Source organism: Flavimarina sp. Hel_I_48 (assembly GCF_000733945.1).
In the GTDB taxonomy this organism is placed as follows: domain Bacteria; phylum Bacteroidota; class Bacteroidia; order Flavobacteriales; family Flavobacteriaceae; genus Leeuwenhoekiella.
This window is the reverse complement of record NZ_JPOL01000002.1, coordinates 800,613-816,185: the sequence shown is the minus strand read 5'-3', so window position 1 is coordinate 816,185 and position 15,573 is coordinate 800,613. Positions and strand designations below refer to the sequence as shown.

The window sequence follows — 15,573 nt, the reverse complement described above, 5'->3', positions numbered from 1 at the left end:
ATTGAAATTGGAATATTGCCTTTATCATCGTAATATTGCGATATACAAATATAAAATGGGTTTAGTCAAAACAGAAATCTTTACGGATAAGCAAAATGAAATCGCACGTTTTGCAAAAGCGTTCGGGCATCCTGCGCGTGTGGCCATTTTGCAGCATTTATTTAAAATCAATACTTGTTTTTGTGGAGATCTGGTCAACGAGATCGGACTCGCACAACCCACGATTTCCCAACATTTAAAAGAATTAAAACAATTAGGTTTGATAAAGGGTACAATTGAAGGCACCAGCGTTTGTTATTGTATTAATGCGCAAAATTGGTTAACAATGAAAGCGGTGATGACTGAATTTTTAGATCAAGATGCGATCAATCAAGAATGCTGCTAAAAGAATACGTTTTAATCGTGATATTGTAAAGTTTAACAGATATGAGACTTTCAGAATTAAAAAACAAGCTTGAAACATTAGAAACTATTGCGTTTCAATTACCGGATGGTCACTTGGTCCCCAGCCATTTTCATGTCACCGAAGTTGGGAAAATAACCAAGAATTTCATCGATTGTGGCGGTACGGTGCGTAATGAAGAAGTAATAAGCCTGCAATTGTGGAAAGCAGGCGATTATGATCACCGGTTGCATCCTGATAAATTGTTGGAAATCGTTACACTTTCAGAACGAATTTTAGAACTGGGCGATTTAGAAATTGAAGTTGAATATCAGGCAGAAACCATTGCGAAATTCGGGTTGGATTTTGACGGAACGAAGTTTTTATTGACCACAACACAAACCGATTGCCTGGCAAAAGAGAAATGCGGTATTCCAGAAGAAAAACCTAAAGTAAAGCTTCAGGATCTACATAAAAAGCCGGTGTGTTCTCCTGGCGGAAACTGCTGCTAGCTTAAAAAAAAATATAAAATGGCGTCAAAAAAAAGTCCGTTATTTCCTGAGATCATCAAAGTGCTTAATGGTTTAAAACCAAAGCAGCTCCCAGAAGAGCGCAAAATAAATTTACAGCCGCTGGTGAATTTCATACAGTCAAAATGTACCAGGCGCCAGGAGATCAGGATCAATTTTATTTGCACCCACAATTCCAGAAGAAGCCATCTGGCCCAGATCTGGGCACAGGCAATCGCCCAGCATTTCAGCCTGCAAAATGTGTATTGTTATTCTGCCGGTACCGAGGCTACGGCTGTTTTTCCCATGATTATGGAAACCTTGCAAAATTCAGGTTTTCAGGTGGCGTCGCTTTCTAGCGGTGAAAATCCTGTTTATAGCGTGACTTATGCTGATAATGCGCACCCCGTAATTGCATTTTCAAAAACGCTGGATGATACTTTTAATCCAAAAACTGAATTTGCTGCCGTTCTCACCTGTTCGAAGGCAGATGGGGATTGCCCTATAGTTGCCGGGGCAGCGCAGCGCATTTCAATGCCCTTTGACGATCCCAAGATTTTCGATAAAACACCTGAACAGGCAGAAAAATATAACGAGCGAAGCCTTGAAATCGCTACGGAACTGTTGTATGTTTTCTCCCAAATTCAACCCTAAACAATGGCACAAGCAAAAAAGCTGAATTTTCTGGATAGAAACCTGACCTTATGGATTTTTGTGGCCATGGCGATAGGGGTGGGCCTGGGTTATTTTATTCCTCGATTTCCGGTTTTTATCAATTCCTTTAATAGCGGCACGACCAATATTCCCATAGCGATCGGTCTTATTTTAATGATGTACCCACCGCTGGCGAAAGTGAATTATACACTCTTGCCAAAGGTTTTTAAAAACACTAAAATCCTTTCGATCTCTTTAATCCTGAATTGGATTATTGGCCCTGTACTCATGTTTTTTCTCGCGATCACTTTCTTAAGGGATTATCCAGAATATATGGTAGGGTTGATTCTTATAGGCCTGGCACGCTGCATTGCCATGGTGCTGGTATGGAATGACCTCGCGGAAGGCAGCAGTGAATATGGTGCCGGTTTAGTCGCGCTTAACAGTATTTTTCAGGTGTTTGCGTATAGTTTTTATGCGTGGATTTTCATCACGGTGCTGCCTCCATATTTTGGCTTTGAAAGTGCCATTGTAGATATTTCCATTGCCACGATCGCAGAAAGTGTCGCCATCTATTTGGGGATTCCGTTTGTCATGGGCATTTTGAGTCGGTATATTTTGGTAAAACTAAAAGGTGAAGAGTGGTATACTCAAACATTCATTCCCGCCATCTCACCGCTAACGCTTATTGCGCTGCTTTTTACCATTGTGGTCATGTTTTCTTTAAAAGGCGAATTAATTGTGGAAATACCTATGGATGTACTGCTCATTGCGGTGCCTTTACTGATCTATTTCGCGCTTATGTTCCTCATTGGATTTTTTATGACCAGGGCGCTGGGGGCTACGTATGACAAAACCGCTTCGGTGGCGTTTACGGCTGCCGGGAATAATTTTGAACTCGCCATTGCGGTTGCCATCGCTGTTTTTGGACTTAATTCAGGACAGGCATTTGCCGGGGTTATTGGTCCGCTGGTGGAAGTCCCGGCACTCATTGTTCTGGTACGCGTCGCTTTCTGGTTAAAGAAAAAGTATTTTGATAGCCTTCCTACCTAAAAATTACTTGGTTTTTAGGTAATTTTACATGCTTTTTATACCGATTTATTGCTGGTTTCCGAAGTTTAAAAAGAAAAGAACTCAGGGATTATGGAGATCAAAAAAATCAATAATTCAATCAAATTATCGCGCTAAATAGTATAGTTTAACTTTTTGAAATAAATACTGTATTCAAATGAAATGGAGAGGCAAACGTCAAAGTTCAAATGTAGATGACCGTAGGGGACAATCCAGCTCTGGAGGGGGATTAAGTCCCATGCTTCTTGCGCCATTGATAAAACTTCTTTTTTCAAAAGTAGGTTTGATCATTGTGGGGCTCGTCCTGGTATTTTCATTTGTGACCGGTAATAACCCGTTGACTTTTATAGGTGATTTTCTTGGTGGTGGCAGTCAAAGCGTTTCTTCCCAACCTTATCAGGGAACGGACAAAGAGAACAAGGAGGCAGCTTTTAGCGCCACCATATTAGCCAGTACCGAAGACGTATGGAATAAAGTCCTGGATGGGTACCGCGAGCCAACCCTGGTTCTTTTTACAGGTTCGGTATCTTCCGCTTGCGGATATGCTTCTAGTGCAACCGGCCCTTTTTATTGTCCCGGGGACGAGAAGTTGTACCTGGACCTTAGTTTTTTTGAGGATATGGAAAACAAGATGAATGCCCCCGGTGACTTTGCACAGGCTTATGTCATAGCGCACGAGGTGGGTCATCACATTCAAAAACTGATGGGGACTACTGACAAGGTAAATAGACTCAGAGGCCAATTAAGTGAGACAGAATTCAATAAATACTCCGTGCGGTTGGAGCTTCAGGCCGATTTTCTGGCAGGCGTCTGGGCAAATCGCTCGCAAAACAGGTCGCAAATGATGGAAGAAGGGGATTTACGGGAAGCCCTCAATGCCGCAAACGCCATTGGTGACGATAGATTGCAGCGACAATCAAGCGGTAGGGTGGTTCCTGACTCCTTTACCCACGGCACGTCTGAACAGCGCATGCGATGGTTTAAAAAAGGTTTTGAAACCGGGGATATTTCGCAGGGCGATACGTTCAACGCGGAGTCTCTTTAATAACGATTTTTAGGGTTTGTCAGGTTGAGTTTAGAAATACTTCGGAATAGTAATACCGCTGGAATTTCATTTGAGTAGTCTTACTTTAAAATACTATCCAGAAATATCTTCTGGATTGCAAGCAGTCCATATTAAGTATATTTGAAAGTAAGCCAAACGCTAAACATTTAAAAACAAAGCCATTTTAAAAGGCAAAACAAAGATTTATGAAACTCTGGGAAAAAGGAACCAACATAGACGATAAAATCATGGAATTTACGGTAGGTAACGATCGCGAGATCGATGTACATATCGCAAAATATGATGTACGTGCCACGCGTGCCCATGTAAAAATGCTACAGAAAATTGGTATTCTAACCCAGGAGGAATTGGATTCCCTCTTACCGGAGTTGGATGTTTTGGAAGAAAAAGCGGCCAGTGAAGATTTTGTCATCGAACCGGAATATGAAGATATCCACAGTAAAATTGAAGCGGAGCTAACTTTGATTCTTGGCGATACCGGAAAAAAAGTACACACCGCGCGCTCCCGTAACGATCAGGTTTTAGTTGCTCTCCAACTTTATTTTAAAGAAAATATTCAGGGGATAAAAGAGCGCACCTTTTCCCTTTTTGAAACTTTACTGCAGCTTGCCGAAACGCATAAAGACCAACTCCTTCCTGGCTATACGCATTTGCAGGTGGCGATGCCCAGCAGTTTCGGACTTTGGTTTTCCGCGTATGCGGAACTGCTCATTGACGATATGATCATGCTCAACGCCACACAAAAAGTCGTAGATCAAAATCCGCTGGGCTCTGCAGCAGGTTATGGTAGTTCGTTTCCCATCAACCGGGAATACACAACGGTTGAACTGGATTTTCAGACCTTGAAATACAATGTGGTCGCTGCCCAGATGAGCCGCGGTAAAAGTGAGCGCACACTGGCTTCCACCCTTGGCGGATTAGCAAATACCCTGGCACGTTTTGCGATGGATATCTGCCTGTATATGAGTCAGAATTTTGGGTTTGTGAGCTTCCCAGACGCGCTGACTACCGGCAGCAGCATTATGCCCCACAAGAAAAATCCTGATGTTTTTGAGCTTATTCGCGGAAAATGCAATAAAATCCAGGCGCTTTCCACAGAAATGATCCTGATCACAAACAACCTTCCCAGCGGTTATCACCGCGATTATCAAGTGCTCAAGGAAAACACGATCAGTGCTGTAGAAACGATGAAAGATATCCTGGAAATCTTTGATTACAGTATCGCTCAGGTACAGGTAAAAGCAATTGATCTTCAGGATGAAAAATACAAATACCTGTTTACGGTAGACAGCATCAATGATTTGGTAATGGACGGAAAAACCTTCCGCGAAGCCTATCAGATTATCGGAAAAGAGGTAGAAAGTGGTAATTATTCGCCTAAAAAGGGCAAAAACCACACGCATATGGGCAGTATTCATAATCCTGGCCTGGAGCAAATTAGGATGAAAATGAAACATTTCACCAAGTAATAGGAAAATTTTTTTCGGCTTTCTTCTATTGAAAAGACTGATATCTATAATTTATTTTGATTTTCTGTTGTTTTATTGGTTTTGGGCGTTTCCCTACGGGTCGGGCTTTACGTTGTAATCTTTTTGCTCGTGCCTCCCAAAAAGGATTTTCACTTCAATCCCTAACGCGAAAAGATATTTGTTTTGTGAATTCGGGATTATGATGTAATTTACTTTAATAAGATGATGAAAATCAAAGTCATGAAAACTGAAATCATTGAAGTCAATCCAGAAATATTAGGGGGAACACCGGTTTTTAAAGGCACACGGGTGCCTGTTGAGACCCTTTTTGATCATTTGGAAAGCGGCATTGCCATTGATGAATTTTTGACAGACTTTCCGACAGTAAACAAAGGGCAGGTTGTTGAGGTTTTGGAACTAGCTGGGACTTTTTTTACGTCAGATAAAATTCAGCGTATTTATGAAATTGCTCCTTGATGAAAATATTCCTATCAAGCTAAAGAGGGACATTCTTAATTTTAAAGCGCAACATGAAGTTTATACGGTTGCAGATCAGGAGTGGAAGGGAACGAAAAATGGTGAACTTTTAAAACTTATGCTAAACGAAAAATTTGATGTTTTGATTACTGCGGATAAAAATATAGGGCATCAGCAAAATTTTGAAAATTATCAATTACCGGTTATCATTTTACATACCTTCAAATTGACCTATGCTCATTTGAAAATTTTAATGTCCCAATTAGAAATGTTATTGCAAACCGAACTACCAAGTGGAATAACAATTATTCGCGAATCTCAATTCTAAATGAAAAACGTTTTTGACCTGGAATTGCATTGTGCTATACTGTGAAATTACAATTCATCAGAAAAACTGCCATTTTCATAGAGAAAATGGCAGTTTTTGTATGATTTTATACCATTTTATTTAAAATAGTTTAGATTCGTAAACAACTTAATCTTAAACTATGCTTACAAAAGTCTATGGCTCAGCCGTTTTTGGGGTGGAAGCGACCACGATTACCGTTGAGGTGAATATAGATAAAGGCATTGGGTATCATTTGGTGGGTTTGCCAGATAATGCGATCAAGGAAAGTAATTTTCGTATCGCCGCTGCACTTCAAAACAACGGTTATAAAATTCCCGGAAAAAAGATAACCCTCAACATGGCTCCGGCCGATATGCGCAAAGAAGGCTCGGCGTATGATCTTACGCTTGCCATAGGTATTCTGGTCGCCAGCGGACAAATTAAAGCTGAAAATCTGGAGGAGGTTCTTATTATGGGCGAACTTTCACTGGATGGAAGCCTACAGCCCATTCGTGGCGCGCTGCCCATTGCCATAAAAGCGCAGGAAGATGGTTTTAAAAAGTTTTTCCTTCCCATTCAAAATGCCAAAGAGGCCGCGATCGTAAAAGATCTGGAAATCTATGGACTGGAAAATATCGCCCAACTAATAGATCATTTTGAAAAGGGCACCGAACTTGAACGCTTTGTGGTTGATACGCGTGAGGAATTTAAAAACAGCCTGCAAAACCCAGATTTTGATTTCGCTGATGTCAAAGGTCAGGAATCTATTAAGCGCTGTATGGAAATTGCCGCGGCCGGCGGACATAATATTATTTTAATCGGTCCGCCGGGAGCTGGAAAAACAATGCTTGCTAAAAGACTGCCCTCCATCTTGCCGCCCATGACCTTGCGCGAAGCACTGGAAACCACAAAAATCCATAGTGTTACCGGCAGGATGCGGGAGCATGTAGGATTGATTGCCCAGCGTCCATTTCGTTCACCACACCACACTATTAGCGATGTTGCCCTCGTGGGTGGCGGAGCGTATCCCCAGCCGGGCGAGATTTCGCTGGCGCATAATGGCGTGCTCTTTCTTGACGAACTGCCAGAATTTAAACGTACCGTGCTCGAGGTGATGCGCCAACCCTTAGAAGATCGCGAAGTGACTATTTCCCGAGCAAAATTTACCGTGACCTATCCCAGTAGTTTTATGCTTGTGGCGAGTATGAACCCCAGTCCGGGAGGTTATTTTAATGATCCCGATGCGCCCGTGGTAAGCAGTCCTGCGGAAATGCAGCGGTATCTGGGCAAAGTTTCCGGGCCATTGCTGGACCGTATCGATATTCATATTGAAGTGACTCCGGTGCCGTTTGATAAACTTTCTGACGAGCGCCCCGCCGAAAACAGCGAATCCATACGAAAGCGTGTAGCAAAAGCGCGCGATATTCAGACCGAACGCTTTAAGGAAAGCAGTACGCATTACAATGCGCAGATGCATGTAAAACAGATCAGAAAATACTGCGCCCTTGAAGAATCTTCTAAAGACCTGCTAAAAACCGCTATGGAACGCTTAAACCTCTCCGCACGCGCCTACGACCGCATCCTTAAAGTCGCCCGCACTATCGCCGATCTGGAAGGAGCTGCGAATATTAGTGGGATGCACATTAGCGAAGCGATACAGTACAGGAGTCTGGATCGTGAAGGGTGGTTGGGGTGATTCCCCTTGAAATCCCCCTAACCCCCGAAGGGGGAACTCTTACTCGGGCGGAGGTATTTATTTTGAATTTATGCCATTTGGCACTTCGAGTGTTTTTTATTGAAGCGACAGCGGAAATAAAAAATGTATCGAGAAGTGTTTAATTCAAAATTTTTATTGCTAAAACAAATACGGATTAACTTAAGCTCTCGGTACATCCTATTTTATCACTCTCTCTACTGATTTAAAAACTGTAAATAAGAATTTATTACCCTACGTACTTCTATTTTTGAAACAGAATTAAGCAGTTTCCGTTTCTTATGCAGGAATAAATAATGTAACGAAATTTTGTCTACATAATGACGATAGATAAACTATTATTATTAGTTCTCTTTGCTGATGAGTTAGTTAATTATCACTCTTAGATAGATGTAAAGGGATGTCCTTTTTTCTATCCTGCACCTTCAGTAGGTTTGTTCTGGATGATTACCACTATTTATCCAATATAGGTTTTATTCAATTTAAATTTGCTTCGGTAAAATATAGGATTATGGAGAGTATAGAAATATTAAAAGATATAGCGGATTTTTTCTTTGGTTCAATTTATAGATTATTGGGATTTATATTTCTTGTAATAATCTTAGTGAATAAGAATAAAAGGGAAAGTGCAACAAAATGTTTTGTGCAGGTTGCTAATATTTTCAGGTGGAAACCTCTAAACTTATATGATAATTACAATAAAGAGAAAGATGAGAAATAGACCTATTCTATGGTTCTGGTGGAACTGTTATCTCTTATTATCCGGATATTTCAACCAGTTGTGATTATGGTTAAGGTTAATTTTATTTGGGGGTTGAGAAATTCTTATGCTTTTAAATTATTTTACTAAATAGTTGTACTGCTTCAAAATCGCACCTGAAGCGTGCGGTGTTATTTGATCAGAAGTCTCACACCTGTAGCAAAAATCAAAGTAAAGTGTGATTTCTCATCATTCATTTTTCGTTCCGTGGAAATGACAAAAAATGTTCTATCTCCTACATTCTTCCCCAAAAAATCTTTACTCTCTTATCTCTGCTCTAAACTCCCACAAACCTTAACTTTGTGCAAAACAACCACAATGTTTGATTTTACCGGCACGTATACAGATCAATACCAACTGAGCATGGCTCAGGTTTATTTTAGGAAACAGCAGCACGAAGAAGTTGCTGTTTTTGATTATTTCTTCAGGAAACTACCGTTTAAAGGAGGGTATGCGATTTTTGCCGGACTGGGAGATTTGCTGGAAATTTTACAGGATCTGCGTTTTACCAAAAAAGATCTGGACTACCTTAAAACAAAGGATTTTAACCCTGATTTTTTGAACTATCTGGAAGATTTTAAGTTTCAGGGAACGATACGTGCGGTACAGGAAGGGGATCTAATATTCCCAAACATACCGGTTTTACAGGTAAAAGCGCCCATTATTCAGGCACAGTTGGTAGAGACTATTTTGCTTAACCTGCTCAATTTCCAGACGCTCATTGCTACGAAGGCCAGCCGTATGCGGCTTACCGCAAAAGACAAGGTTTTACTTGATTTCGGTTTGCGCCGGGCACAAGGTCCGGGAGGATATTTGGCTTCAAAAGCGGCCATGGTGGGTGGTTTTAATGGTTCCAGTAATGTGATTACGGGCAGGGATTTTGGGATTCCCATTTCGGGTACCATGGCACATTCGTATATTCAGAGCTATGACGATGAGCTCACCGCTTTTCGGGATTTTGCTTCCGTAAGGCCAAAAAATTGTGTGTTGCTGGTAGATACTTATGATACGTTGAAAAGCGGTATTCCGAATGCGATTACAGTTGCCAAAGAAATGGAGGAAAAGGGACAAAAACTGCTGGCAATACGGCTAGATAGTGGCGACCTTGCCTATCTTTCAAAAAGAGCCCGGGCGTTTCTGGACAATGCCTCGCTATCCTATGTTCAGATTGCGGTTTCCAACCAGCTGGATGAATATGTGATCAAGAGCCTGCACGATCAGGGCGCGCCCATTGATATTTTTGGTGTGGGGACAAACCTGGTCACCGGTAATCCAGATGCGGCCCTTGACGGGGTTTATAAATTGGCTTATTTTAAAGATAAACCGCGTATCAAACTTTCGGAAACACTTACTAAAACAACGCTGCCGCATGAAAAACAAGTGTTTAGAATAAGCGATGAGAGCGGCAAATTTGTAGGTGCAGATGCCATAAGCATGCGCGATGAAGAAACCCTTAAAGTTATGCACCATCCCCATGAGCCGCATAAAGAACTGGATATTTCTTCCCTAAAACAAGAGGCTTTGCTGCAAAAAGTTATGGAAAACGGAACGCTTTCCATTACAAAAAGAAGCCTTACCGAAATCGCGGAATACAGTAAGGCTCGTTTACAACAACTGCCCTATGAATATAAACGTTTTGACAATCCGCATATTTACAAAGTAGGTATAAGTGCCGGACTAAAAGCAGAACGTGACCGCCTTATCGCGCTCCATAAAAATAATTGAACATGAAAACCCTTGTGATCATAGACGTTCAGAATGATTTTATGCCCGGTGGCGCGCTTGCCGTTCCCCGGGGAGACGAGATCGTTCCCATCATTAATAAATTACAGAAGCATTTTGATCTCGTGATTGCCACACAGGACTGGCATCCTGAAAACCATTCTAGTTTTGCCGAAAACCACCCCAATGGCAAAGAATTTGAAATCATAGACCTTAATGGTCAAGCTCAGGTATTGTGGCCGGTTCATTGTGTGCAGAACACGCAGGGATCAGAATTGCACCCCGAATTACAAACTTCAAAGATCGAAGCCATTTTCAGAAAGGGAACCGATCATAGCGTGGATAGTTACAGTGGTTTTTATGACAATGCGCATATAAAATCCACCGGATTGGCCGGCTATTTAAGGGAAAAAGGCGCAAAAGAGCTCTATTTTTGCGGTCTGGCAGCCGATTTTTGTGTGTTTTACTCCATTTTAGATGCGCTTGAGGAGGGTTTTTCGGCGTGTCTGATTGAAGATGCCACACGTGCGATTGACGCTTCAAAATTCGACGAAGCGAAAAATGAGATCCTTGAAAAAGGTGGAAAGATCATGCATTCTGAAGTTATTTTTGAATAGTGAAAAGCAAAGAAGAAAGAGAAGAGAGAAATGAAAACTGAAGAATGGAAAATCTTTTACTTTATTCAATTATGTGCGATCTGTAACCGGCAACCTGCAACGTTCTCAACCTTCAACCCAATTATCAATTTTTATGACTAAAAAGGCTATTTATGCCGTAATCCTTTGTGCGCTAATTGCGGGTACAAATGGTATTTTGATCAAGTATATGACCAGTTTGAGTACCGGTACCATGGGCTGGTTTCGGGCTATTGTGCCTTTGCTTTTTGTTTTGCCTACCCTTTACAGAAAAAACGAACTCAAATTTAAGGGGAATTACAAGACCCTTTTGCTGGCATCGCTCATCAATGCCGGGCGCATGTATCTATACCTGATCGCATTTACCTACACTTCAATAGGCAACGCGGTGGTGCTCTTTTATACCTACCCGCTGTTTGTCGCTGCGATAGAATCCATTTATCTCAAGCAGCCCATTCCCAGAAAACAGCTGCTCTTTTTATTGATGGCATTTTTAGGGATTATTGTGGCCTACGCGGGCAAGTCTTTTAGTTTTGAATCAGATGATTTTGTGGGGATGCTGGCGGCTTTGGGCTCTGCGGTTGGCTACGCGATCACCGTGATTCTCTTTAAGACCGAAGCGCAGAATTTTTCTAAAAACCAACTTATTTTTTATCAGAATATCGCTGGAGCAGTCGTTTTTCTTCCATTTCTGGCAGGTATTGGTTCCGCGGAAATTGACCATTTGGGCGTGGGTGTGCTTTATGGTTTTGTCATCGGTATTGGTGTTTTTAAACTCTTTTTCTTCGGGCTTAAATATTTGCCGGCGGCTACCGCGACTTCCCTGATGTACCTTGAAGTGGTGAGCGCCATTGCACTGGGTTATTTTATTCTGGACGAAACGCTGACCTTGAATATGATCCTGGGCGGTGCGCTGATCGTTATTGGGAGTTGGTCTATTTCCCGACTAAAGCGGAGGGAGCAAGTCAATAATGCTGCTTTAACTGGTAAAAACGACTGATTTAAGCACTAAAATAACCGATTTTTGATATAAATTTATGTTTTTTGGGCGTTACCCTGCGGGTCGGGCTTTACGCTTCAATCTTTTTGCTCGTGCCTCTCAAAAAGGATTTCTGCTGCAATCCCTAACGCAAAGTTTGTTTTCAGATCAAAGGAGGTGCGCTGATCGTTATTGGGAGTTGGTCTATTTCGCGCTTAAAGCGGAAGGAAGAAGCCAATAATGCCGCTTTGACCGGTAAAAACGACTGATTTAAGCACTAAAATAACCGATTTTTGGTATAAATTGATATTTTTTGGGCGTTACCCTGCGGGTCGGGCTTTGCGCTGCAATCTTTTTGCTAGTGCCTCTCAAAAAGGCCTTCTCCCCTAAGGGGCTAACAAATTCGCTGCAATCCCTAACGCAAAGTTTGTTTTCAGATCAAAGGAGGTGCGCTGATCGTTATTAGTAGCTGGTCTATTTCCCGACTAAAGAGGAGGGCAAGCCAATAATGCTGCTTTAACTGGTAAAAACGACTGATTTAAGCACTAAAATAACCGATTTTTGGTATAAATTGATATTTTTTGGGCGTTACCCTGCGGGTCGGGCTTTACGCTACAATCTTTTTGCTCGTGCCTCTCAAAAAGGATTTCTGCTGCAATCCCTAACGCAAAGTTTGTTTTCAGATTATAGGCGGTGGGTTTATCGTTGTTGAGGGTTGGATTATTTCGTGATTGACGCGTAAGGAAAAACCAATAATGTCGAATTTAGCTCCAAAAACGACTGATTTTGACCCTAAATTGACCGATAATCGATAAGAATCGCTTGTCTTTTATAGATCTATTGAATTTCCACTATATTTAACAGCATTCAATAGCAATCAATAATCTCAAGCAATATGAAACTAATTAACCTTAGACCTGCTTTTTTCGGGTTTACGCTTCTTATTTTAGGCCTTGTTTCCTGTGATAAGAATATGGGAAATGAAGGCGATACGGCAGATGCCAGCCTTTCTATCGAATATGAAAAGTACGAACTGGATAACGGTCTCAACGTCATCCTACACCAGGATAAATCTGATCCTGTGGTTTCCGTGGCCATACAATACGGTGTAGGCTCTAACCGGGAGAAAAAAGGGCGTACCGGTTTTGCGCACCTTTTTGAACACATGCTTTTTCAGCAATCTGAAAACGTGCCCGAAGATCAATTTTTCAAAACGATCCAAGATGCCGGCGGTACGCTAAATGGCGGTACCTGGCAGGATGGGACCGTTTATTATGAGGTCGTGCCAAACAATGCGCTGGAAACCGTTTTATGGTTGGAATCTGACCGTATGGGCTATCTGGAAAACACGATTACCGAAGCCGCTTTTGCAAACCAGCAGGAAGTGGTACAAAATGAAAAAAGACAGCGTGTGGACAACAATCCCTACGGTCACACGAGCTGGGTAATTGATAAAAACCTGTTTCCTGATGGACATCCCTACAGTTGGCAGGTCATTGGTGAGCTGGAAGATCTTCAGAACGCCACGGTAGCTGATGTAAAGGAATTTTATGACCGTTTTTACGGTCCCAATAACGCCACACTGGTTATTGCCGGTGATTTTGAGGAAACTGCTGCGCGTGATATGGTAGAAAAATACTTTGGTGAGATCAAAAAACGTCAGGAGGTAAAACCTTTAAAAGTTCAGAACGTGACCTTGGACGCGACAAAAAGATTATATCACGAAGATAATTTTGCCACCGCGCCCCAACTTAATATGGTTTGGCCCACGGTAGAGCAGTATACAGAAGACGCCTACGCGCTAGACGTTCTTGGTCAAATTTTATCTGACGGAAAAAAAGCGCCGCTTTATAAAGTTTTGGTCAAAGAGAAAGAACTGACCTCCAGAGTGGATGCTTATAGCGGTTCTGACCAGATTGCCGGAAAATTTACTATACGGGTTACCGCAAATTCTGGCGTTGATCTGGATAGCGTGGAAAGCGGAATTAAAGAGGGGTTTGAACTTTTTGAAAAAGAAGGCGTGACCGATAATGACATAGAGCGCATAAAAGCCGGACTGGAAACTGATTTTTATAATGGAATAAGCAGTGTGCTGGGCAAGTCGTTCCAGTTAGCTTCCTATGATGTTTTTACCGGTGATCCCGGATTTATAACTCAGGATATCGAGAATATCAAAGCGGTGACCAAAGAAGATGTTGTGGGCGTTTATGAGAAATATATAAAAGGAAAACCTTTTATATTGACCAGTTTTGTGCCCAAGGGCGAAATGGAACTGATCGCTGAAAATTCAGAAAAAGCAGATGTTGTAGAAGAAGAAATCACCGAAAATGTAGAAACAGCTGTCGCGGAAACCGAGCAGGAAATCAAGAAAACACCTTCTTCCTTTGACCGTTCCACACCACCGGAAATGGGCGAAACGCCAAAATTGAGCATCCCAGATTCCTGGACTGCAGAACTTGATGATGATTTAGATGTCTACGGTATTGAACAGCATGAGCTTCCGCTGGTGAATTTCAGTCTTGTGATTGATGGTGGGCATTTGCTGGACCCAGAAGGAAAAAATGGCGTGGCAAATCTCATGACTGATATCCTTATGGAAGGCACAGCAAACAAAACCCCTGAGGAACTTGAAGAAGCGATCGATCTGCTGGGCGCCAGTATTTACATATATACCACAGATGAATCAATTGTGGTTCGTGGGAATACGTTAAAACGCAATTTTGACAAGACCATGGCACTGGTTCAGGAGATTTTGTTGCAACCGCGCTGGGATGAGGACGAGTTGAAGCGTATTAAGCTGAGTACGGTAAACAGCATTCAGCGTGATGCTTCTAATCCTAACGTAATTGCGAATAGTGTATATAACAAAGTCCTTTATGGTGAGGACAATCCACTGGCGCAACCCACTAAAGGAACCGTAGAATCTGTTGAAGGAATTACTATGCAGGACCTCAAAGATTTTTACGCGAAGAATTTTTCCCCTTCGGTTACTAATTTTCATGTTGTAGGCGATGTGGATAAGGATGAAGCCCTTGCAGCCCTTGATGAAATTGAAGAGAAGTGGAAAGCCAAAGACGTAAAAATCCCAAGTTTTGATGTTACAAACGACAGGGATAAAGCCTCCCTTTATTTTGTGGATGTCCCAAATGCGAAACAATCGGTCATAAACATTGGCTATATCGCCCTGCCACGCACAGATGAAGATTTCTTCCCAGCTGAGGTGATGAATTACAAGTTGGGCGGTTCTTTTTCCGGTAACGTAAACCTTATTTTGAGAGAAGAAAAAGGCTATACCTATGGAGCACGATCCGGTTTCAACGGTTCAAAAATCCCCGGTACCTTTACGGCATCTTCAAGTGTGCGAACCAATACCACGGGAGAATCTGTAGAAATTTTCAAAAATGAGATCGAAAAGTATAAAGAAGGCATTTCCCCAGAAGATCTTGCGTTTACAAAAAATGCGCTGATCAAATCAAATGCACGTCGTTTTGAAACACAGGGTTCGTTGCTCAACATGCTTGAAGAACGCAGTGCCTATGACCTTGATCCCAATTATATCGAAAAGGAGGAGCAGACCATTGGTGCGATGACATTAGAGCAACATAAAGCGCTTGCCAATAAATACCTGGATGCTTCAAAAATGGCTTATCTGGTCGTGGGCGATGCGGCAACCCAGTTTCAGCAGTTCAAGAATATGGGCTTTGATGAAGTGCAATTGCTGGATAAAGAAGGCAATGAAATCGAATTGAGCGCCCTCAAAAAATAGCTATTTAAGCTAAAAATTAGTTTTATACTTAAAATTCAAGC

The 15,573-nt window shown here is 41.9% G+C and carries 14 protein-coding genes; all 14 read left to right on the top strand.

The genetic code is table 11. The annotated features are described in order from the left end of the window. Positions 1 to 55: 55 nt before the first annotated feature. The 14 genes from P162_RS03780 (at position 56) to P162_RS03710 (ending at position 15,532) form a co-directional block, all read left to right on the top strand. Positions 56 to 385, top strand: coding sequence for an ArsR/SmtB family transcription factor (locus tag P162_RS03780; RefSeq protein ID WP_031425900.1), 330 nt, complete (start codon positions 56 to 58; stop codon positions 383 to 385). A gap of 41 nt (positions 386 to 426) precedes the next feature. Then, positions 427 to 894, top strand: a complete 468-nt coding sequence (locus tag P162_RS03775) for a DUF6428 family protein (protein ID WP_031425899.1) — start codon at positions 427 to 429, stop codon at positions 892 to 894. An 18-nt stretch (positions 895 to 912) separates the two neighbouring features. Further along, the gene (locus P162_RS03770) at positions 913 to 1,545 is read left to right on the top strand and encodes a protein-tyrosine-phosphatase (RefSeq protein ID WP_031425898.1); all 633 of its coding nucleotides are present in this window, start codon (positions 913 to 915) and stop codon (positions 1,543 to 1,545) included. Positions 1,546 to 1,548: 3 nt separating this feature from the next. Continuing rightward, positions 1,549 to 2,598, top strand: coding sequence for an ACR3 family arsenite efflux transporter (arsB, locus tag P162_RS03765; protein WP_031425897.1), 1,050 nt, complete (start codon positions 1,549 to 1,551; stop codon positions 2,596 to 2,598). A gap of 175 nt (positions 2,599 to 2,773) precedes the next feature. Next, the gene (locus tag P162_RS03760) at positions 2,774 to 3,661 is read left to right on the top strand and encodes a neutral zinc metallopeptidase (RefSeq protein WP_031425896.1); all 888 of its coding nucleotides are present in this window, start codon (positions 2,774 to 2,776) and stop codon (positions 3,659 to 3,661) included. 206 nt (positions 3,662 to 3,867) lie between these two features. Further along, complete coding sequence (argH, locus tag P162_RS03755) at positions 3,868 to 5,151, top strand: argininosuccinate lyase (protein WP_031425895.1); 1,284 nt, start codon at positions 3,868 to 3,870, stop codon at positions 5,149 to 5,151. 240 nt (positions 5,152 to 5,391) lie between these two features. After that, entirely contained in the window at positions 5,392 to 5,628 is a 237-nt protein-coding gene (locus P162_RS03750) for a DUF433 domain-containing protein (protein WP_035916819.1), read from the top strand. Continuing rightward, complete coding sequence (locus P162_RS03745) at positions 5,612 to 5,956, top strand: DUF5615 family PIN-like protein (RefSeq protein WP_035916817.1); 345 nt, start codon at positions 5,612 to 5,614, stop codon at positions 5,954 to 5,956. The genes P162_RS03750 and P162_RS03745 overlap by 17 nt, the downstream gene beginning before the upstream one ends. A 160-nt stretch (positions 5,957 to 6,116) precedes the next feature. Next, a complete protein-coding gene (locus P162_RS03740) occupies positions 6,117 to 7,652 on the top strand; it encodes a YifB family Mg chelatase-like AAA ATPase (protein WP_031425892.1) in 1,536 nt (511 codons plus the stop codon). A 529-nt stretch (positions 7,653 to 8,181) separates the two neighbouring features. Beyond that, positions 8,182 to 8,391: a hypothetical protein gene (locus P162_RS03735; RefSeq protein WP_031425891.1), complete on the top strand. Its 210-nt coding sequence runs from the start codon at positions 8,182 to 8,184 to the stop codon at positions 8,389 to 8,391. Between the two features lie 357 nt (positions 8,392 to 8,748). Then, entirely contained in the window at positions 8,749 to 10,155 is a 1,407-nt protein-coding gene (locus tag P162_RS03730) for a nicotinate phosphoribosyltransferase (protein WP_031425890.1), read from the top strand. 2 nt (positions 10,156 to 10,157) lie between these two features. Further along, entirely contained in the window at positions 10,158 to 10,769 is a 612-nt protein-coding gene (gene pncA / locus P162_RS03725; RefSeq protein WP_031425889.1) for a bifunctional nicotinamidase/pyrazinamidase, read from the top strand. Positions 10,770 to 10,902: 133 nt separating this feature from the next. Next, positions 10,903 to 11,787 (top strand): DMT family transporter, encoded by an 885-nt coding sequence (locus P162_RS03720; RefSeq protein ID WP_051907763.1) that lies wholly within the window; start codon positions 10,903 to 10,905, stop codon positions 11,785 to 11,787. Between the two features lie 874 nt (positions 11,788 to 12,661). Further along, on the top strand, positions 12,662 to 15,532 hold the full coding sequence (locus P162_RS03710) for a M16 family metallopeptidase (RefSeq protein WP_031425886.1): 2,871 nt from the start codon (positions 12,662 to 12,664) through the stop codon (positions 15,530 to 15,532). Positions 15,533 to 15,573 lie beyond the last annotated feature (41 nt).

Excerpts from the sequence above, each read along its gene's own strand:
- P162_RS03730 (WP_031425890.1), top strand. The coding sequence starts at position 8,749 with ATGTTTGATTTTACCGGCACGTATACAGATCAATACCAACTGAGCATG.
- P162_RS03740 (WP_031425892.1), top strand. The coding sequence starts at position 6,117 with ATGCTTACAAAAGTCTATGGCTCAGCCGTTTTTGGGGTGGAAGCGACC.
- P162_RS03720 (WP_051907763.1), top strand. The coding sequence starts at position 10,903 with ATGACTAAAAAGGCTATTTATGCCGTAATCCTTTGTGCGCTAATTGCG.
- P162_RS03770 (WP_031425898.1), top strand. The coding sequence starts at position 913 with ATGGCGTCAAAAAAAAGTCCGTTATTTCCTGAGATCATCAAAGTGCTT.
- arsB (WP_031425897.1), top strand. The coding sequence starts at position 1,549 with ATGGCACAAGCAAAAAAGCTGAATTTTCTGGATAGAAACCTGACCTTA.
- argH (WP_031425895.1), top strand. The coding sequence starts at position 3,868 with ATGAAACTCTGGGAAAAAGGAACCAACATAGACGATAAAATCATGGAA.
- P162_RS03745 (WP_035916817.1), top strand. The coding sequence starts at position 5,612 with ATGAAATTGCTCCTTGATGAAAATATTCCTATCAAGCTAAAGAGGGAC.
- P162_RS03775 (WP_031425899.1), top strand. The coding sequence starts at position 427 with ATGAGACTTTCAGAATTAAAAAACAAGCTTGAAACATTAGAAACTATT.
- pncA (WP_031425889.1), top strand. The coding sequence starts at position 10,158 with ATGAAAACCCTTGTGATCATAGACGTTCAGAATGATTTTATGCCCGGT.
- P162_RS03710 (WP_031425886.1), top strand. The coding sequence starts at position 12,662 with ATGAAACTAATTAACCTTAGACCTGCTTTTTTCGGGTTTACGCTTCTT.
- P162_RS03760 (WP_031425896.1), top strand. The coding sequence starts at position 2,774 with ATGAAATGGAGAGGCAAACGTCAAAGTTCAAATGTAGATGACCGTAGG.
- P162_RS03780 (WP_031425900.1), top strand. The coding sequence starts at position 56 with ATGGGTTTAGTCAAAACAGAAATCTTTACGGATAAGCAAAATGAAATC.
- P162_RS03735 (WP_031425891.1), top strand. The coding sequence starts at position 8,182 with ATGGAGAGTATAGAAATATTAAAAGATATAGCGGATTTTTTCTTTGGT.
- P162_RS03750 (WP_035916819.1), top strand. The coding sequence starts at position 5,392 with ATGAAAACTGAAATCATTGAAGTCAATCCAGAAATATTAGGGGGAACA.